16 protein-coding genes and 1 pseudogene are annotated in these 17,556 nt (G+C 65.8%); 9 read left to right on the top strand and 8 right to left on the bottom strand.

The window, feature by feature from the left end; all coding sequences use genetic code 11:
* Window positions 1–122: 122 nt before the first annotated feature.
* Together DWF00_RS27460 and DWF00_RS27455 are read right to left on the bottom strand one after the other, a co-directional pair.
* Window positions 123–1,142: a TRAP transporter substrate-binding protein gene (locus tag DWF00_RS27460; RefSeq protein WP_114832750.1), complete on the bottom strand. Its 1,020-nt coding sequence runs from the start codon at window positions 1,140–1,142 to the stop codon at window positions 123–125.
* 166 nt (window positions 1,143–1,308) lie between these two features.
* Window positions 1,309–3,156, bottom strand: coding sequence for a TRAP transporter large permease (locus DWF00_RS27455; RefSeq protein ID WP_114832774.1), 1,848 nt, complete (start codon window positions 3,154–3,156; stop codon window positions 1,309–1,311).
* 395 nt (window positions 3,157–3,551) lie between these two features.
* On the opposite strand from DWF00_RS27455, the gene DWF00_RS27450 reads away from it, so the two are divergent.
* Complete coding sequence (locus DWF00_RS27450) at window positions 3,552–5,195, top strand: acyl-CoA synthetase (protein ID WP_281270196.1); 1,644 nt, start codon at window positions 3,552–3,554, stop codon at window positions 5,193–5,195.
* Complete coding sequence (locus tag DWF00_RS27445; RefSeq protein WP_114832752.1) at window positions 5,192–6,037, top strand: PCC domain-containing protein; 846 nt, start codon at window positions 5,192–5,194, stop codon at window positions 6,035–6,037. Before DWF00_RS27450 ends, DWF00_RS27445 begins: the two co-directional genes overlap by 4 nt.
* 203 nt (window positions 6,038–6,240) lie before the next feature.
* On the opposite strand, the gene DWF00_RS27440 is transcribed toward DWF00_RS27445, so the two are convergent.
* Both DWF00_RS27440 and DWF00_RS27435 read right to left on the bottom strand, forming a co-directional pair.
* Window positions 6,241–7,869, bottom strand: coding sequence for an acyl-CoA synthetase (locus tag DWF00_RS27440; RefSeq protein ID WP_114832754.1), 1,629 nt, complete (start codon window positions 7,867–7,869; stop codon window positions 6,241–6,243).
* Window positions 7,869–8,321 (bottom strand): MaoC/PaaZ C-terminal domain-containing protein, encoded by a 453-nt coding sequence (locus DWF00_RS27435; protein WP_181832915.1) that lies wholly within the window; start codon window positions 8,319–8,321, stop codon window positions 7,869–7,871. Before DWF00_RS27435 ends, DWF00_RS27440 begins: the two co-directional genes overlap by 1 nt.
* 165 nt (window positions 8,322–8,486) lie before the next feature.
* On the opposite strand from DWF00_RS27435, the gene DWF00_RS27430 reads away from it, so the two are divergent.
* On the top strand, window positions 8,487–8,759 hold the full coding sequence (locus DWF00_RS27430; protein WP_114832757.1) for an AbrB/MazE/SpoVT family DNA-binding domain-containing protein: 273 nt from the start codon (window positions 8,487–8,489) through the stop codon (window positions 8,757–8,759).
* Window positions 8,760–9,194: 435 nt separating this feature from the next.
* Here DWF00_RS27430 and DWF00_RS27420 read toward each other — a convergent pair whose 3' ends face one another.
* The gene (locus DWF00_RS27420) at window positions 9,195–9,626 is read right to left on the bottom strand and encodes a hypothetical protein (protein WP_114832761.1); all 432 of its coding nucleotides are present in this window, start codon (window positions 9,624–9,626) and stop codon (window positions 9,195–9,197) included.
* A 146-nt stretch (window positions 9,627–9,772) separates the two neighbouring features.
* On the opposite strand from DWF00_RS27420, the gene DWF00_RS27415 reads away from it, so the two are divergent.
* The 6 genes from DWF00_RS27415 (at window position 9,773) to DWF00_RS27390 (ending at window position 15,609) form a co-directional block, all read left to right on the top strand.
* The gene (locus DWF00_RS27415) at window positions 9,773–11,140 is read left to right on the top strand and encodes an ABC1 kinase family protein (protein ID WP_114832763.1); all 1,368 of its coding nucleotides are present in this window, start codon (window positions 9,773–9,775) and stop codon (window positions 11,138–11,140) included.
* A gap of 167 nt (window positions 11,141–11,307) precedes the next feature.
* Window positions 11,308–11,595: an aa3-type cytochrome c oxidase subunit IV gene (locus DWF00_RS27410; RefSeq protein WP_114832764.1), complete on the top strand. Its 288-nt coding sequence runs from the start codon at window positions 11,308–11,310 to the stop codon at window positions 11,593–11,595.
* Between the two features lie 52 nt (window positions 11,596–11,647).
* Window positions 11,648–12,787, top strand: a complete 1,140-nt coding sequence (locus DWF00_RS27405) for a Re/Si-specific NAD(P)(+) transhydrogenase subunit alpha (RefSeq protein ID WP_114832765.1) — start codon at window positions 11,648–11,650, stop codon at window positions 12,785–12,787.
* Window positions 12,788–12,814: 27 nt separating this feature from the next.
* On the top strand, window positions 12,815–13,246 hold the full coding sequence (locus tag DWF00_RS27400) for an NAD(P) transhydrogenase subunit alpha part 2 (protein ID WP_114832766.1): 432 nt from the start codon (window positions 12,815–12,817) through the stop codon (window positions 13,244–13,246).
* A 5-nt stretch (window positions 13,247–13,251) separates the two neighbouring features.
* The gene (locus DWF00_RS27395; protein WP_114832767.1) at window positions 13,252–14,658 is read left to right on the top strand and encodes an NAD(P)(+) transhydrogenase (Re/Si-specific) subunit beta; all 1,407 of its coding nucleotides are present in this window, start codon (window positions 13,252–13,254) and stop codon (window positions 14,656–14,658) included.
* A gap of 99 nt (window positions 14,659–14,757) precedes the next feature.
* Window positions 14,758–15,609 (top strand): alpha/beta hydrolase, encoded by an 852-nt coding sequence (locus DWF00_RS27390; RefSeq protein WP_114832768.1) that lies wholly within the window; start codon window positions 14,758–14,760, stop codon window positions 15,607–15,609.
* Between the two features lie 207 nt (window positions 15,610–15,816).
* On the opposite strand, the gene DWF00_RS27385 is transcribed toward DWF00_RS27390, so the two are convergent.
* From DWF00_RS27385 to DWF00_RS27375, 3 genes and pseudogenes are all read right to left on the bottom strand, one after another.
* Window positions 15,817–16,680, bottom strand: a complete 864-nt coding sequence (locus DWF00_RS27385; RefSeq protein ID WP_245974346.1) for a tetratricopeptide repeat protein — start codon at window positions 16,678–16,680, stop codon at window positions 15,817–15,819.
* A 344-nt stretch (window positions 16,681–17,024) separates the two neighbouring features.
* Complete coding sequence (rpsU, locus tag DWF00_RS27380) at window positions 17,025–17,258, bottom strand: 30S ribosomal protein S21 (protein ID WP_114832770.1); 234 nt, start codon at window positions 17,256–17,258, stop codon at window positions 17,025–17,027.
* Window positions 17,259–17,457: 199 nt separating this feature from the next.
* Window positions 17,458–17,556, bottom strand: a pseudogene (locus tag DWF00_RS27375) (IS5/IS1182 family transposase); the annotation flags it as partial.

The raw sequence follows: 17,556 nt of genomic DNA, 5'->3' as shown, positions 1-17,556 counted from the left end.
GGATGAGGGGTCGCGCAACGATTGCCACGCGACCCTTCGAACAAGCTCAACGATGAAGGGCGGCGCGACCCCTCATCCGGCGCTGCGCGCCACCTTCTCCCGCAAGGGGAGAAGGGGAGCGCTCAGCTCAGGCTGCCGCCGACCGCCTTCTCCAGGATGGCCCAGGCCTCGTCGCCGTATTTCTTCTTCCACTCGGCGTAGAAGCCGGCCTTGCGCAGGGCGTCGCGGAAGGGCTCGGCCTTGGTGTCGTTATAGGTCATGCCCTTGGAGACGAGCTCGTCCTTGAGGCCGGCATTGAGCTTGGCGACGTCGGCGCGCTCCAGCAGGGCGGCGGCGTCGATGTTCTTGGCGACGATGGTGCGCAGGTCCTCCGGCAGGCGCTCCCAGGCGCGGCGGTTGGCCAGGAACCAGAAGCCGTCCCACATGTGGTTGGTCGCCGAGAGGTATTTCTGCACCTCGAAGAGCTTGGCGGTCGAGATGATCGCGAGCGGGTTCTCCTGGCCGTCGACCACCTTGGTCTGCAGCGCGGTGTAGACTTCGGCGAAGTTGATGCTGGCCGGCGATGCCTGGAAGGCGGTGAACATCGAGGTCCAGAGCGGGGAGACCGGCACGCGGATCTTGAAGCCCTTGAGGTCGTCGGGCGTGTTGATCGGGCCCCTCGAGCTGGTCATCTGGCGGAAGCCGTTATCCCAGATCTTGTCCATGACGACGAGGTTGGACTTGGCGATCTGGCCCCGCACATAGGCGCCGAGCTCGCCGTCCATCGCCTTCCAGACGGCGTCGTAGTTCGGAAAGGCGAAGCCGATGCCGCTGACCGAGGCGTTCGGCACCAGCGTCGAGAGGATCAGCGGCGAGAGCGTGAAGAACTCGACGCCGCCGGAGCGGACCTGGCTCAGCATGTCCGTATCGGAGCCGAGCTGGTTGTTCGGGAAGATCTGGATGAGGACGCGGCCCTTGGTCTCGTCCTTGATCTTCTCGACCGCCTCGTTGGCGCGGATGTTCATCGGGTGCGCGACGGGCAGGTTGTTGGCGTATTTATAGGTGAATTCGGGCGTCTGCGCGTTGGCGCGGCCGATATGGAACGAGCCGATCGCGGTGGCTGCGGCCGTGCCCTGCAGAAGCGTGCGGCGGGAAATGGTCATGGGCGTTTCTCCTGGTGGTCTTTGGTTTTGATGTTCGAGCTGTTGGGCGTCATTGCGAGGAGCGGAGCGACGAAGCAATCCAGGGGGACGTAGAGCGAGACCCCCTGGATTGCTTCGCTGCGCTCGCAATGACGATTGGTGATTTCACGCGGGGCATTGCGCTCCTTCACAGCACCCAGGTGGACAGGCCGGGCACGACGGCGATGATCACGAGCCCGATGATCAGCGCGACGAGATAGGGCCAGATCGCGCCCATCGCCTCGTCGGGCGAGACGTTGCCGATCTTGCAGGCGATGTAGAAGCCGATGCCGATCGGCGGCGTCATCAGGCCGATATTCATCGCGGTGACCACGACCATCGAATAGTGCACGTCGTTGATGCCGAGGTTCTTGGCGATCGGGAACATCAGCGGCGCCATGAGCACGATCGCCGGCAGGCCCTCGAGCATGCAGCCCAAAATCAGGAAGACAACGATCGTCACCGCCATGAAGCTGAGCCAGCCGCCGGGCAGCCCGGCCATGACATTGGCAAGGTCGCGGGCGAAGCCGGTCTGGGTCAGGGCCCAGGCCATGGCGAGCGCGGTGCCCAGGATCATCAGGATCGCACCCGAGAGCGCCGCGGTTTCGACCAGCATGGCGTAGCAGCGCCGCCGGCCGATGCCGCCATAGAGGATGATGCCGATGACGAAGGCGTAGAGCACCGCAATGGTCGAGACCTCGGTCGCGGTGGCGATGCCGCCGCCGACGACGCCGCGGATCAGGAAGGGCAGGACGAGCGCGGGTGCCGCGATCAGCGCGGTGCGGCCGATGGTGCTGAACGGCGCGCGCAGCACGCCCTTGAGGTCCTCGCCGATCGCCTTCCAGCGCGCCAGCAGGGCGAGCGAGAGCAGCAGCACCATGGCGATGGCGAAGCCGGCATTGAACAGCCCGGCGATCGAGACCCCGGCGACCGAACCGAGCACGATCAGGACGATGCTGGGCGGCACCGTGTCGGCCATGGCGGCGCCGGTGGCGAGCAGGGCGATCAGCTCCTTGGGCTGGTAGCCGCGGCGCTTCATCTCGGGGAAGAGCGCGGGCGCCACCGTCGCCATGTCCGAGACCTTCGAACCGGATATGCCGGAGACCAGGAAGAGCGAGCCGAGCAGGACATAGGACATGCCGGCGCGGACATGGCCGAGCATCGAGGCGAGGAAGTCGACGATCGCCTTGCCCATACCGGTGGCGTCGAGGATGCAGCCGAGCAGCACGAAGATCGGCACCGAGAGCAGGATGATGCTCGACATGCCCTCGTCCATGCGGCCGATCATCACCAGCATCGGCACGGTGGTCGAGAAGGCGAGGAAGCAGAGCGTGCCCATGCCGAAGCAGAAGGCGATCGGCACGCCCGCGACGAGGCAGAGCGCGACGATGATGACCAGGAAGATCAGGATGTTGCCGTAGCCGAGCGTCTTGAAGACTGGCATCAGCAGGTAGAAGGCGCCGGCGAGCGCCGCGAGCACGGCGGCGGCGAGGACGAGGTCGCTGATGCGGCTGGTCTTCACCGCGTAGCGCAGCGCCAGCAGGAACATCGCGATGATGCCGGCGGGCAGAGCCGAGGTGCGCCAGCTATTGGGGATGTTGAGGGCGGCCGAGGTGACGTAGGATTCCTCGATCGCGTAGTCGATCGCCGGATAGATCAGCCCGGCCAGGAAGGCTGCGACGATCAGCATGGCGAGCGCGTTGACGAAGTCGCGCAGGCGCTCCGGCATCAGGCCGATGAAGAGGGTGAGCTTGAGGTGCTCGTTGCGGTCGATCGCGATGGCCGAGCCGAGCATGGCGAGCCAGAGGAAGGAGATCGAGGCGACCTCGTCGATCCAGACCACCGGCAGCGAGAAGACATAGCGCGAGGTCACGCCGAGCAGGAGCACGCCGACGATGACCAGGAGCAGGGCGGCGCAGACGAACTCGACCGGCCGCATGATGGCGGAGCCGGGACGCACGCCCTCGGCCTCAGCGAGGTCGGCGGGCAGGGCCATGGCGTTGACGACGTCAGCCACCGCGCCGCCTCAAGGCGTTCCAGCGCCTGGGTGGCGCGCTGGCGGAGACGGCATGGACGCGGCGCGCCTAAAGGGCGCTTCCTGCAACGACATCAGTTTCCTCCCGGATGCGCCGCGATTTCGCTTGTTGGCCAGCGTTCGGCGCCGTCCATGGCGTGGAACGGGGCCATGTGGACGAGACAAGGCTTTGCATGAGCCAACTTTCATTGCAATCGGGTAGGGGCAGAACTAGGCTTAGCAAGAAGAACTAAGGTCTACACCATCGGCCCGGGGAGGTTCGAGCAGGACGGCGCGCCCGAAGGGCAGGCGCCGTTCTTCCGGGTGCGCATTGCCCGCCACGCTCCTCATGCCGGCCCGCCCCCAGGAGCGCCCGCGTGACCGAAACCTCCACCAGCCCGAGCGTGCCCAAGGGCGGCCTTGCGCCGATGACGCGGCGGGTGATGAACCTCGGCCATATCGTCACCCAGAACGCACGCCGGCTCACTGAGCGGCCAGGCTTCATCTGGGGCGAGCGGAGCTGGAGCTGGGCCGAGATCGAGGCGCAGGTCTCGGCGCTGGCGGCCGGGCTCGCTGCGCGCGGCATCGGCAAGGGCGACCGCGTCCTCGTCCATTCGAAGAACTGCGAGACGATGTTCTTCTCGATGTTCGCGACCTTCCGGCTGGGCGCGATCTGGGTGCCGACCAATTTCCGCCTACTGCCGGACGAGGTCGCCTATCTCTCCTCCGCTTCGGGCGCCAGGGCCTTCCTCTGCCATGGCGATTTCCCGGAGCACGCGGCGGCGGTCGCGGCCGCCAGCCCGGCGCCAGACTTCACCTGGCGGATCGGGGAGGGCGGCTTCGGCGAGGCCGAGGTGGGAGTGGTGATCGCGAAGCATCTCGGCGCGAGCGTCGCCAACGTCGCGGTCGAGCGCGACGATCCGTGCTGGTACTTCTTCACCTCGGGCACGACCGGGCGCTCGAAGGCGGCGGTACTGACCCATGGCCAGATGGGCTTCGTCGTCACCAACCACCTCTGCGACCTGATGCCAGGGACGACCGATGCGGACGCCTCGCTGGTGGTCGCGCCGCTCTCGCATGGCGCCGGCGTCCACCAGCTGGCGCAATCGGCGAAGGGCGCGGCCACGATCCTGCTGCCGTCGGAGCGCTTCGACATCGACGAGGCCTACCGGCTGATCGCGCGCTACCGCGTCACCAACATGTTCACGGTGCCGACCATCCTGAAGATGCTGGCCGAGCATCCTGCCGCCGACCAGCACGATCATTCCTCGCTGCGCTACATCATCTATGCGGGTGCGCCGATGTATCGCGAGGACCAGAAGCGGGCACTGGCCAAGCTCGGCAAGGTGCTGGTGCAGTATTTCGGGCTGGGCGAGGTCACCGGCAACATCACCGTATTGCCACCGGCCCTGCACGATCCCGAGGACGGGCCGAATGCGCGCATCGGCACCTGCGGCTTCGAGCGCACCGGCATGCAGGTGCAGATCCAGGGCGATGACGGGCAGGAGCTGCCCTTTGGTCAGCAGGGCGAGATCTGCGTGATCGGCCCGGCCGTCTTCGCCGGCTACTACGACAACCCGGACGCCAATGCGAAGGCCTTCCGCGACGGCTGGTTCCGCACCGGCGATCTCGGCCATATCGACGCGCAGGGCTTCCTCTACATCACCGGCCGGGCCTCGGACATGTACATCTCCGGCGGCTCGAACATCTATCCGCGCGAGATCGAGGAGAAGATCCTGACGCATGAGGCGATCGTCGAATGTGCCGTGCTCGGCCTGCCCGATCCGGTTTGGGGCGAGATCGGCGTCGCCGTCTGCGTGCCCAGGCAGGGCGTGAAACTCTCGGAAGCAGAGATCGCGGAGTTTTTGTCGGCGAAGATCGCGCGCTACAAGATGCCGAAGCGCTTCTTCTTCTGGGAGGCGCTGCCGAAATCGGGCTACGGCAAGGTGCCGAAGCGTCTGGTGAAGGATGAGCTCGAAGCGCGCGGCCAGCTCGACTGGCTGCGGAGCGCCGCTTCGTGAGGCGCATCGAGCAGCCGGGACCGGCCGTGGCCCCGCGCGTGCAATGGGTCGAGTGCCATGGCAGGCGCTTCGAGATGCCGCTGGCGGCCGGCCTGCCGCTGCTGGAGGCGATCAGGCGCGGCTTCGCGGCGGCGGGCTTCACCAGCGGCGTGCTGCGCGTCGACGGGCTGGCGCTCGGGCCGTTCGCCTATGTCATGCCGGCGCTCGCCAGGGATCGCGAGCATGCGGCCTTCTACAGCGAGACTTTTCGTCCCTCCGGCATCACCCGGATCGAGACCGGCGTGATGACCTTCGGCCTGCGCGATGGCGCGCCGTTCTTTCATTGCCACGCGCTCTGGACGGAGGCGGGCGGCAAGCGCAGCGGCGGCCATGTCCTGCCGGACGAGACGGTTCTGGCCGAGCCGATCACGCTGGAGGCGGTCGGGCTCGACGGTGCCGGCTTCATCGCCGAGCCCGATGCTGAGACCAATTTCAAGCTATTCGGGCCGGTGCGGGCCGAGTTTCTCGGCACCTGCTTCGAGGGCCGCTTCTTCGCCTTGCGCGTGCGGCCGAACGTCGACCTCGCCGAGGCGCTGGAGGGGTTTTGCGCCGAGCGCGGCATGAAGCGCGCGGTGATCCATGGTGGTGTCGGCAGCACGATCGGGGCGCGGTTTGACGATGGCCGCGCGGTGCAGAATTTTGCGACCGAGGTTGCGGTCAGGAGCGGGCTGATCGAGGGCGGCAGATGCGTCGAGATCGATGTCGCGCTGGTCGATTTCACCGGCGCGATGGCGCAGGGCAAACTGACGCGCGGCGACAATCCGGTGTTGATGACGTTCGAGCTGGTGCTGGAGGCGCGGTGACTCTGCGGCTCCACTATTTAAGCGCGGGAGCCCTCTCCCGTAGGGAGAGGGTTGGGTGAGGGGTCGGCCGTTTGACCAGGGAGCTAAACCGCTAACCGCTATTGCCGCGCTCGCAATGATGTAGCGAGGGTACAGCCAAAGCGTCCAACGGCCTACACCTCACCCCTACCCCTCTCCTTCCGGGAGAGGGGTTCCCCGCGCCCTTACTTTTGCCGGCTGCGCTTCCTCTCGATCTCCAAGTCCCTGAGATCCTTCCGCCTGATCTTCCCCGTCGCCGTCATCGGCAATTCCGTCACGAATTCGATCTCGCGCGGGTACTGATAAGCTGCGAGCCGGGCCTTGACGAAATCCTGGATCTCGGCGGCGAGCGCATCGGACGGCGCAATGTCCGGCTTCGGCAGCACGAAGGCCTTGACCACCTCGGTGCGCACCGGGTCGGGGCTGCCGACCACCGCGACCATCAGCACCGCCGAATGGCGGATGATGCAGTCCTCGATATCGCCGGGGCCGATGCGGTAGGAGCCGCTGGAGATGAGGTCGTCGTCGCGGCCCTGGAACCAGAAATAGCCGTCCTCGTCGCACGCGCCGGTATCGCCGGTGACGAGCCAGTCGCCGACGAATTTTCCCGCCGTCGCCTCGGGCTGGCGCCAGTATTCCAGCATCATCACCGGGTCCGGCCGCGCCACCGCGATCAGCCCCTGCTCGCGGGCGGAGAGCGCCTCGCCCTCCGGCGAGATCACCGCGACGCGATGGCCCGGCACGGCGCGGCCCATCGAGCCCGGCCTGACCGGAAACAGGCCGGCGCAGTTGGAGACGATCAGGTTGGCCTCGGTCTGGCCATAGAACTCGTTGACCTCGAAGCCGAAGGTCTGGCGGCTCCAGTCGAGCATGTCGGCGCCCAGCGTCTCGCCGCCGGTGCCGATCGAGCGCATGGCGTAGCCGAAGCGTTGTGGGTTCTGAACCTGCCGCATCAGCTTCAACGCGGTCGGCGGGATGAAGGCGTTGCGGACTTTGTGGCGCGCCATCAGGTCGAAGGCGGCCTCGGGATCGAATTTTCGGGCGCGCGCGGCCAGCACCGGCACGCCGAAATAGAGGCTCGGCAGCAGCACGTCGAGCAGCCCGCCGGCCCAGGCCCAGTCTGCCGGGGTCCAGAACAAGTCGTCGGGTTGCGGAAAAAACTCCTGCGGCAATTGCACGCCCGGGAGATGGCCAAGCAGGACGCGATGGGCATGCAGCGCGCCCTTCGGCTTACCGGTCGTGCCGGAGGTGTAGATGATCAGGGCCGGGTCGTTCGCGGCGGTGTCGAGCGGCACGAAGGCGTCGGAGGCCTTTGCCAGCTCGGCGTGAAAATCGAGATGGCCGGCGGCGCCGATGACGAAGATGCGGCGCAGGTCGGGCAATGCGTCGCGGATGGCTTCGATCTTGGCGATATTCTCCGCATCGGTGATCAGCGCCGCGGCGCCGCTGTGCTGGAGCCGGTGTTCGAGTGCGTCCGGCCCGAACTGGGTAAACAACGGCAGCGCGATCGCGCCCAGCTTGTAGATGGCGAGATGCGCCATCGCCGTCTCCGGCCGCTGCGGCAGCAGGATGCCGACGCGCTCACCTGCACCGATGCCGTGGCCGCGCAGCATGTTGGCGAGCTGGTTGGTGCTGCGCTTCAGCTCGTCGAAGCTCAGCGTCGCGACGCGGTCGTGATCCTCATAGATCAGCGCTGGCCTGCCCGAGCCGTCGGCATGGCGGTCGCAGCAGGCAACGCCGATGTTGAAGCGCTCGGGAATCTGCCAGGCGAACCGGTCGAAGGTCTCTTGATAGGTGGCGCGGCGTTCGAGCATCAGCTGTGCCCCGCCGGCTTGCGCTTCATCAGCAGCTTGAGATGGCCGGTCTGGACGTGCTCGCCGCGCTGGTTGATCACCTCCAACCGTAAGGTCAAGACACCGCGGTCGGGCTTGCGGCTCGGCTTCTTCTCGACGGCGGTGACGACGGCATGGACGGTGTCGCCGATCTTGACCGGCCCGGCGAAGGACCAGTGCAGGTCGAGCAGGCCCATGGTCGTGCCGTCGATCAGGTTCTGCTGCGACATCAGGCCGATCGCCATCGCGAGCGTCAGCGGGCCATGGGCGATGCGCTCGCCGAACTGCGTGCCGGCGCAATATTCGCTATCGACATGGAGCGGGTTGAAATCGCCGGAGAGGCCGGCGAACAGGGTGATGTCGCCTTCGCCGACAGTGCGCCCGCGCGTGGTGACGCTGTGCGAGAGGTCGAAATCCTCAAAGTAGAGACCCATCGTTCCTCCCGCCTTCTGTTTTGCGGCATTAGGCGCGCGGGTGGCGCGGACTGGCAAGACGGGAGGCGGGCGCATTTGCTCACGGCGGGGTTGCGCCGATGGCGGGTGAGTGCTGACGCGCGTGGGGCGATTTGCTACAGAGCTCGATGAACTTGGGAGCGATCAGTGACCAAACCGAGCGAGACGGCTGCGAACGAGCCGGTCAACAACTCGACCGTCGTGGAAATCCGGAAGTTCGGTGACGCCATCGGCATCGTCTTGCCGGAGGAGTTCTTGGCGCGTTTGGAGTTGGCCGAAGGCGACAGGCTGATGGTCATTGAGCAGCCCGATCGCGGGCTGAAACTTAGGCGTTATGATGATACCCATGCGCGAGGGCTCGAAATCGCTCGTGACATGTTCAAGACTTATGCGAATACCCTTCGTGCTCTTGCCAAGTGAATAGGCTGTGCGCGTGCATCGCGACAACTGGCCGAAGGACGAGATGCTGTGACCATGCCAATCTGGTCGAAGTGGATCGGAGCCGGCCTCGTCCTGTGTACGGTTTTGGGTGTCTTGGTGTTTAAGTTGGCCCATCTGTATGGGCCGGCCTGCACTGCGGATGTGATTGAGAGCCAATCCGCACTGGCCAGGTCCAATCAGACGCTTCAGGGTATCGCTAATGCGGATCAATCGGCCAAATGTGCGGCATACCGGGCGCATGCCGCTGTTCTGACAAGGGCGGCTCCGGTGGCGGCCACATGCGGGCCTGCGCAATTCACACGCGGCGCCGCGCGGCCGAGCCTTGATGGGGAACTGAGTTTCTACAAGCGGCTTGTCGACGAGCAGTGCCGCTAGCGCAGTGAGGAGGCTTTCAGCTTCCTGTTTCGAGAGTTCCTACCAGAATTTCCACCACGGTCGCTTACGCCCCAGATTCCGAGAAAAATGCGGTGGTGCGTCAATGACCGCACCACTGGCATCATAGATCTCGCCCTCGTCGCCTTCGACCTTTGCGCTTAAGGCCTGAGCTATGCGCCACATCTTTCCCAGAATTTCCATATCGGGGTTCTTGACGATGATGCTGCCGCTTACACTCCAATCAAACCAAGCCATGTCGCCGTTGATACCGTTGTGGGAGTAAGCGCGCCAAACAGAAAGGCCTCGACTTTCTATTCTCAGGACTGCGCCGCCCCCAACAATCGTTTCTGCGAAGCCATCTAGGCGCATTTCAGGGTCTCTGGCCACGTAAGCAAGCCATTCGTCGAGGGTGATAATCGGGCCGTCATCAGACCAATGGAGCTTACGGGTGATGTGAATATCGTATCCCATTTAAGTATCTCCCCCGTGTGCTCGTGCCATATGGAAGACGAGCATCGGTTCTTGGTGTCCCGGTTTAAACGTCTGCCACACTGGCTTTCGTCGGATAAGGCCCTACATCCAGCGGTGCAGTACCGCCACCAGCCCCGTGAGCGCCCATGTCCGACCGCGATAGCGAAGCCAACCGCTTTTCCGCCCGCGCGGCGCGCTATGCCCGGGTCGGCGCCAATGTCGGCGGGGTGGCGGCGCGCATTGCTGGAACTCGGCTGTTCGGGCTGGAAGGGCGCAGCGCCTCCAATGCCGAGGCGCTGGCCAAGGCGCTTGGCGGGCTGAAGGGCCCGATCATGAAGGTGGCGCAGCTCATCGCCACCATTCCCGATGTGGTACCACCTGAATACGCTGCCGAACTGCAGAAGCTGCAGTCGCAGGCGCCGCCAATGGGCGCTGCCTTCGTCAAGCGCCGGATGATGGCGGAGCTCGGGCCGCAATGGCGCGAGCGCTTCGGCGAGTTCGACCTGAAGCCGGCTGCTGCCGCTTCGCTCGGCCAGGTCCACCGCGCCACGACGCTCTCTGGCATGCCAGTCGCCTGCAAGCTGCAATACCCGGACATGGAATCGGCCGTCGAGGCCGATATCGCCCAGCTCGACATCCTGTTCGCGCTGCACCGGCGCATGGAGCCGGTGATCAACACCAGTGAGATCGCCAAGGAGATCGGCGCCCGCGTCCGCGAGGAGCTCGACTACAAGCGCGAGGCCAAGCATATCGCGCTCTATCGCGAGATTCTGGCGGAGACGCCCGAAGTGCGCGTGCCGGGGCTGGAGGCGGAGCTCTCGACCCGGCGGCTGCTGACCATGCATTGGCTCGAGGGCAGCGGGATCCTCGACCACAAGCAGGACGATCAGGCCGCCCGCGACCGAATCTCGACCGCGATGTTCAAGGCCTGGTGGCGGCCCTTCAGCCATCACGGCGTCATCCATGGCGACCCGCATCTCGGCAACTACACCGTGTTTTCCGAAGATGGCGCGCCCGAGGGCATCAACCTGCTCGATTATGGCTGCATCCGCATCTTCCCGCCGAGCTTCGTCGGCGGCGTGGTCGACCTTTATCGCGGCCTGCTCGAGGGCGACCCGGCCCGCGTCGTCCACGCTTACGAGACCTGGGGCTTCCAGGGATTGACCAAGGAACTCGTGGATACGCTGAACATCTGGGCGCGCTTCATCTACGGGCCGCTATTGGAGGATCGTACCCGCCGCATCGCCGAGGGCGTCAGCCCGGCCGAATATGGCCGCAAGCAGGCGTTTCAGGTCCATACCGCGCTCAAGAGAAAAGGTCCTGTGACGGTCCCGCGCGAATTCGTCTTCATGGACCGCGCCGCGATCGGATTGGGCGGCGTCTTCCTGCATCTCGACGCGGAGCTGAATTTCCATCGGCTTTTCGAGCACGAGATCGAGAATTTCGCGATCGACGCGGTCTCGGCGGTGCAGGCGAAGGCGCTGCGGCAGGCAGGTCTGAGCCCGACGGCCTGAGCGATTTTTTCCTAATCGGACCAGTGCGGTATGCTGTGCACCGTTGATCGGGGCACTTGCATTGTAATCTGGCATGCCAGATAGATAGTGGCGATACTGTGACGCGTTGCCGACCCCTCGCGTCTGCGCTAAGGACTGCCGGACTTTCTCAAGCGGGAATCTTATTCATGGCCGACCACGGACACAGCGCGACCGACATCCCCGAGATGGACTATCCCGCGCATGAGGACACCTATCGCGGCTTCATCCACTTCGCCGAGGTCGGCACGGTCGCGTGCCTGGCCATCGTGGCTGCGCTCGCCGTCGGCGGCACCAAGCATGCCTGGGGCACGGCGCTGGTCGGCACGCTCTTGACGCTGGTCGGCACCGGTGTCGGAATTGCCTCCACGTCCATCGCCTGGAAGGCGCCTGCGGTTCCCTTCATCCTGATGCTGCTCGCGCTCGTCCTTCTCTGAGACATGCTTCTCCAAGACATGCTCCCGTAAAGCCGGAAAGGCCTCGCCCGCCATGCGCATTGCTGTCCCAGCCGAAACGCAAGGGGCGGAGACCCGCGTCGCCGTGACGCCGGAAACCGTCCGCAAGTTCATTGGCCTCGGGGCCGAAGTCGCGGTGCAGGCCGGCGCGGGGCTCGCCTCCGGCATTACCGATGCCGACTACACCGCTGCTGGCGCGACCGTGACCGCCAGCGCCGCCGAGGCATTGGCCGGCGCAGCGATCGTGCTGAAGGTGCGCCGTCCGTCCGAGGCTGAAGCCGCGGCGCTGCCCGCAGGTGCGCTCGTCGTCGGCATCATGGACCCCTATGGCAACGAGGCTGCGGTCGAGGGCCTGGCCAAGGCCAATGTCGCCGCCTTCGCCATGGAGTTCATGCCGCGCATCACCCGCGCCCAGGTCATGGACGTGCTCTCCTCGCAGGCCAACCTCGCCGGCTACCGCGCGGTGATCGACGGTGCGGGCGAGTACGGCCGGGCGCTGCCGATGATGATGACGGCGGCCGGCACGGTTCCGGCCGCGCGCATCTTCATCATGGGCGTCGGCGTCGCCGGCCTGCAGGCGATCGCCACCGCGCGCCGTCTCGGCGCCATCGTCACCGCGACCGACGTCCGCCCCGCCACCAAGGAGCAAGTCGAGTCGCTCGGCGCCAAGTTCCTGGCGGTCGAGGACGACGAGTTCAAGCAGGCGCAGACCGCCGGCGGCTACGCCAAGGAAATGTCCAAGGAATACCAGGCCAAGCAGGCCGAGCTGACGGCGAGCCACATCGCCAAGCAGGACATCGTCATCACCACCGCGCTGATCCCGGGCCGTCCGGCTCCCAAGCTGATCACGGCTGCGATGGTCGAGAGCATGAAGCCTGGCTCGGTGATCGTCGACCTCGCGGTCGAGCGCGGCGGCAATTGCGAATTGGCCAAGCCCGGCGAAGTCGCCGTGACCGCCAACGGCGTCAAGATCGTCGGCCATCTCAACGTGCCCGGCCGCCTGGCCGCGACCTCGTCGCAGCTCTACGCCAAGAACCTCTTCGCCTTCGTCGAGACCTTGATCGACAAGGGCGAGAAGAAGCTCGCGGTGAACTGGGACGACGAGCTGGTCAAGGCGACCGCGTTGACCCGGGACGGCGCCGTCATCCATCCGAATTTCGCGCCGAAGGCCTGACGCAAAAGGCGAGGGGAGTGTCCGACAATGGCTACTGCGACACCTGAACAAGCGCTCGAACAGGCCCGCGCCGCCGCGACCCTCGCCAAACAGGCGGCGGAGCTGGCCGAGCGCTATGCCGAACAGGCGGCGGCCGCGGCCGGCGTCGCGACGGGCATCGATCCGACCATCTACCGGCTCGCGATCTTCGTGCTCGCCGTCTTCGTCGGCTATTACGTCGTCTGGTCGGTGACGCCGGCGCTGCATACGCCGCTGATGTCGGTCACCAATGCGATCTCCTCCGTCATCGTCGTCGGCGCGCTGCTCGCGGTCGGCGTCTCCGCCACGGAGGCGATGGGCGACGGGCCGCTCTGGGCCAAGGTCTTCGGCTTCGTCGCGCTGATCCTCGCCTCGGTGAACATCTTCGGCGGCTTCCTCGTCACCGAGCGCATGCTCTCGATGTACAAGAAGAAGGGCTGACGCGCATGGCCGCCAATCTCTCCGCCCTTCTCTACGTCGTCTCCGGCGTTCTCTTCATCATGGCCCTGCGGGGCCTGTCGCATCCGACGACCTCGCGGCAGGGCAACCTTTACGGCATGGTCGGCATGGCGATCGCCATCCTGACCACCGTGGTGTTCTTCCCGCCGGCCGGCTTCTCCGGCTGGTTCCTGGTGGTGCTGGGCGTCGCCATCGGCGGCGGCATCGGCGCCTTCATGGCGCGGCGCGTGCAGATGACGCAGATGCCGCAGCTCGTCGCCTTCTTCCACTCGCTGGTCGGTCTGGCGGCGGTGCTGGTGGCGGCCGCCGCGCTCTATGCGCCCGAGGCCTTCGGCATCGGCCATGGCGGCCAGATCCATGGCGGCAGCCTGTTCGAGATGGGGCTCGGCGTCGCCATCGGCGCGATCACCTTCACCGGCTCGATCATCGCCTTCCTCAAGCTCGACGGGCGGATGAGCGGCAAGCCGATCATGCTGCCGCAGCGCCACGGCATCAATATCGGGCTCGGCGTCGCGCTCCTCGTGCTGCTGCTGATCTTCATCAAGAGCGAGAGCCACGTCGTCTTCTGGCTGGTCGTGCTGGTCTCGTTCGCGCTCGGCGTGCTGCTGATCATCCCGATCGGCGGCGCCGACATGCCCGTCGTCGTCTCGATGCTGAACTCGTATTCGGGCTGGGCCGCGGCCGGCATCGGCTTCACGCTCGGCAACATGGCGCTGATCATCACCGGCGCCCTGGTCGGCTCGTCCGGCGCCATTCTGTCCTACATCATGTGCAAGGCGATGAACCGGAGCTTCATCTCCGTCATCCTCGGCGGCTTCGGCGGTGACGATGCCGCCGCTGGCGCCGGCGGCGCGGTCGAGGCGCGGCCGGTCAAGCAGGGCTCGGCCGACGACGCCGCCTACATCATGAAGAACGCCGCCAAGGTCATCATCGTGCCGGGCTACGGCATGGCGGTGGCGCAGGCCCAGCACACGCTGCGCGAGATGGCGGACCTGCTCAAGAAGGAGGGCGTCGAGGTCAAGTACGCCATCCACCCGGTCGCGGGCCGCATGCCCGGCCACATGAACGTGCTGCTGGCCGAGGCCAACGTGCCCTATGACGAGGTCTTCGAGCTCGAGGACATCAACTCGGAATTCGGCCAGGCCGACGTCGCCTTCGTCATCGGCGCCAACGACGTCACCAACCCGGCCGCCAAGACCGACAAGGCCTCGCCGATCTACGGCATGCCGATCCTGGACGTCGAGAAGGCCAAGACCGTGCTCTTCATCAAGCGCGGCATGGCTGCAGGTTATGCCGGCGTCGAGAACGAGCTGTTCTTCAGGCCGAACACGATGATGCTGTTCGGCGACGCCAAGAAGGTCACCGACGACATCGTCAAGGCGATGGCACACTGAGCCGCGCTAACGCTCGTCACCATGCTGTCGCGAAGGGCCGGCTTGATGCCGGCCCTTTTCGTTTGAGCGGCCCGACCGCCGCAACGCCGGAGCAGCGCCATGATCAGGTTGGCGAAGATCGTCATCGGCGCAGCCCTGGCCGCCTACCTCGCGGTCCTCGGCCTGCTCTACGTCTATCAGCGCGACCTGATGTATCCGCGCAATCCGGCCCGCGCCGCGATGCCCGGCAGCAATAATCTGCCGGGCGTCGAGGAGGCGGAGCTGACCACCGCCGATGGCGAGCGGCTGGTCACCTGGGTGGTGCCGCCGCGCGAGGGCAAGCCGGTGCTGCTGTTCTTTCATGGCAATGCCGGGAATTTCGGCCGCGCCGTCCGCATGCTGCGCTTCCGCGCCCTGACCGAGGATGGCACCGGGCTCTTCGCGGTGAACTACCGCGGCTATGGCGGCTCCACGGGCACGCCGACCGAGGCAGGGCTGCTGCTCGATGCCCGTGCCGCCTATGCCGCCGCCAGCGCGCGTTTTGGTGCGGAACGCCTGGTCGGCTATGGCGAATCGCTTGGCACCGGCGTGGTGCTGAAGCTCGCGGCCGAGCAGCCGCTCAAGGCCGTGATCCTGGAGGGGGCCTATCTCTCGACCGCCTCGGTGGCGCAGCTCGTTTATCCGTTCGTGCCGATCGCGCTCATGATGAAGGACCAGTTCCGTTCGGACGAGGTGATCGGCAGGGTCCACGCGCCGCTGCTGATGCTGCATGGCGAGCGCGATACGGTCATTCCGTTCGCGCAGGGGGAGGCGCTCTATGCGCTGGCGAACCCGCCCAAGCGCTTCATCCGCTTCCCATTGGGCGGGCACGAGGACCTGCCGGCCCATGGCTCGGTGCCGGAGATCAGGCGCTTCCTCGATGACGTGGCGGCGGGGCGGCTGACGGGCAGCGAGGTCCGGACTGTCAGGTAGCGCCAGGGCATATGGAGGGGCGCGGGAGCCCTCTCCTGTAAGGAGAGGGTTGGGTGAGGTGTCGGCCGTTGGACGCCGTAGCCGTGACCTGACCGTCGCCCTCATTCAGTTTCACTGGTGTTCTGGCCTACACCTCACCCTGCCCTCTCCTTACAGGAGAGGGTTCCCCGCGCATTGTCCTGTGAGGGCAGGTGTAGGTTTTGCCCCTTATCGGAACAGGCCGGCCACGCCGCCACCGCCGCCGAGCCTCGACTGGCCGGCGCGGGCGGTGGTGTTGTTGCCGTCGAGGCTGAGCGCGCGCTGGTAGTTCTCGGCGGCTTCCGTCTTCTTGCCGAGCTTCTCGTTGGCGAGGCCGCGGCCGGCCCAGGCCTCGGCATTGCGGTTGTCGACGTTGAGCGAGGCAGTGAAGTCCTCGATCGCCTGGTCGTACTTGCCGAGCGCGATCAGGCTCTGGCCGCGGGCGGTGTAGGGCGCGGCGTTATAGGGATTGCGGTCGATCACCGAATCGAAGTCGGAGACCGCGTGCTGGTGCTGGCCCTCCTTCTGGTAGACCAGCCCGCGGGCATGGAAGGCCTCGGCCGCTTCCGGGTTGAGGCGGATCGCGGTGTTGAGGTCGGCCAGGGCCTGCTGGCTGTTGTCCTGCAGGCGCAGCAGGTTGGCGCGGGCGATATAGGCCGGCGCGTAGTTCGGGTTCACCGTGGTGGCGCGGTTGAAATCGGCCAGCGCCGAATCGTTGCGGCCGCTCTGGCGCAGCGCCAGGCCGCGATTGGTGAAGGCCGCGGCGTTGTTGGGGTCGAGCTGCACCGCCTTGCTGAAATCGGAGATGGCGTCGGAGAAGCGGCCGACGCGGGCATAGGCGGCGCCACGGGTGTTATAGGCCTGCGGGTCGTTCGGATTGCGGCTGATCACGTCGCTGAGCGAGCCGATGTTGACGCTCGCATTGGCGGCGGAGGCGTCTCCGGTGTCGATCTCGGCGATCGCCGGGCCGGAACTCAGGTTGGAGACGGTGTCGCAACCCGCCAGTGCGATGGCGATGCCTGCGATGGCCAGCCAGCTCTTGCCTCGATCCATGCTCTGCCTCATCAGTCCGTTCAGCCTCATCCGTCGCGCTTTGGCCTAAAGTCCGCGCGACCTGTTGCGCTCCACCACCGACAAGCGCCCCTTGTAAACGCCTGCATCTGCCAAGACTTGGTTAACGGCATGAATAAGGCGTGCGAAAGATCGTGACCTGGACCGCCATGCGTCCTACCGGACGCATGGCGGTCCAGGCTTTTGTTATTGCATCGGATCTTTCCGAAAACCGGATTCCACTTTTCGGCTCGATGCTCCAGAAAAGCAACAACGCCCGGAGAGGGCTCCAGGCGTGCTGTATAACGTGACCTATCGGCAGGAAATGCGCCCGCCGGCGTGCCCGATCAGGGGCGCTTCGGCTTGACCGGCGCGGGCAGGAGGCCTTCGCGCTGCATCTTCTTGCGGATCAGCTTGCGGGCGCGGCGGACAGCCTCGGCCTTCTCGCGCGCCTTCTTCTCGGAGGGCTTCTCGTAGTGACCGCGGAGCTTCATCTCGCGGAAGATGCCTTCACGCTGCATCTTCTTCTTGAGGGCGCGAAGAGCCTGGTCGACATTGTTGTCGCGAACGAGAACCTGCACGTGTTTGTCCGTCTCTAGCGGTTGGTCAAAAAGTTCGGTTCGGCGAAGCCGCTCAAGCTTGCCGGAAGGGTTGTGCGGATATCAGAATTCATTTCGGCTGTCCACGCTGCGAACCCGAGAAAACGCAGGCTGAAGCGCGTTTTTTCGAGGCTGGGCCGATGTTGCGGTGCGCTAGGTTGCGTGGACACTTATCGTAGCACAGGATGATTGCTGCGAGGGTGATCACGGCGAGGTAGTTCCTTGCGGTCTTCTCGAAGCGGGTTGCGACCCTTCGGAACTGTTTGAGCTTGCTGAAGCA

The sequence above is a fragment of the Allobosea caraganae genome (genome assembly GCF_003351345.1).
In the GTDB taxonomy this organism is placed as follows: domain Bacteria; phylum Pseudomonadota; class Alphaproteobacteria; order Rhizobiales; family Beijerinckiaceae; genus Allobosea; species Allobosea caraganae.
Note: the sequence above shows the minus strand (reverse complement) of the source record. Positions and strands in the feature narration are given on the sequence as shown.

Excerpts from the sequence above, each read along its gene's own strand:
- DWF00_RS27460 (WP_114832750.1), bottom strand. The coding sequence starts at position 1,142 with ATGACCATTTCCCGCCGCACGCTTCTGCAGGGCACGGCCGCAGCCACC.
- DWF00_RS27455 (WP_114832774.1), bottom strand. The coding sequence starts at position 3,156 with ATGGCCCTGCCCGCCGACCTCGCTGAGGCCGAGGGCGTGCGTCCCGGC.
- DWF00_RS27440 (WP_114832754.1), bottom strand. The coding sequence starts at position 7,869 with ATGCTCGAACGCCGCGCCACCTATCAAGAGACCTTCGACCGGTTCGCC.
- DWF00_RS27435 (WP_181832915.1), bottom strand. The coding sequence starts at position 8,321 with ATGGGTCTCTACTTTGAGGATTTCGACCTCTCGCACAGCGTCACCACG.
- DWF00_RS27420 (WP_114832761.1), bottom strand. The coding sequence starts at position 9,626 with ATGGGATACGATATTCACATCACCCGTAAGCTCCATTGGTCTGATGAC.
- DWF00_RS27415 (WP_114832763.1), top strand. The coding sequence starts at position 9,773 with ATGTCCGACCGCGATAGCGAAGCCAACCGCTTTTCCGCCCGCGCGGCG.
- DWF00_RS27410 (WP_114832764.1), top strand. The coding sequence starts at position 11,308 with ATGGCCGACCACGGACACAGCGCGACCGACATCCCCGAGATGGACTAT.
- DWF00_RS27405 (WP_114832765.1), top strand. The coding sequence starts at position 11,648 with ATGCGCATTGCTGTCCCAGCCGAAACGCAAGGGGCGGAGACCCGCGTC.
- DWF00_RS27400 (WP_114832766.1), top strand. The coding sequence starts at position 12,815 with ATGGCTACTGCGACACCTGAACAAGCGCTCGAACAGGCCCGCGCCGCC.
- DWF00_RS27395 (WP_114832767.1), top strand. The coding sequence starts at position 13,252 with ATGGCCGCCAATCTCTCCGCCCTTCTCTACGTCGTCTCCGGCGTTCTC.
- DWF00_RS27390 (WP_114832768.1), top strand. The coding sequence starts at position 14,758 with ATGATCAGGTTGGCGAAGATCGTCATCGGCGCAGCCCTGGCCGCCTAC.
- DWF00_RS27385 (WP_245974346.1), bottom strand. The coding sequence starts at position 16,680 with ATGGATCGAGGCAAGAGCTGGCTGGCCATCGCAGGCATCGCCATCGCA.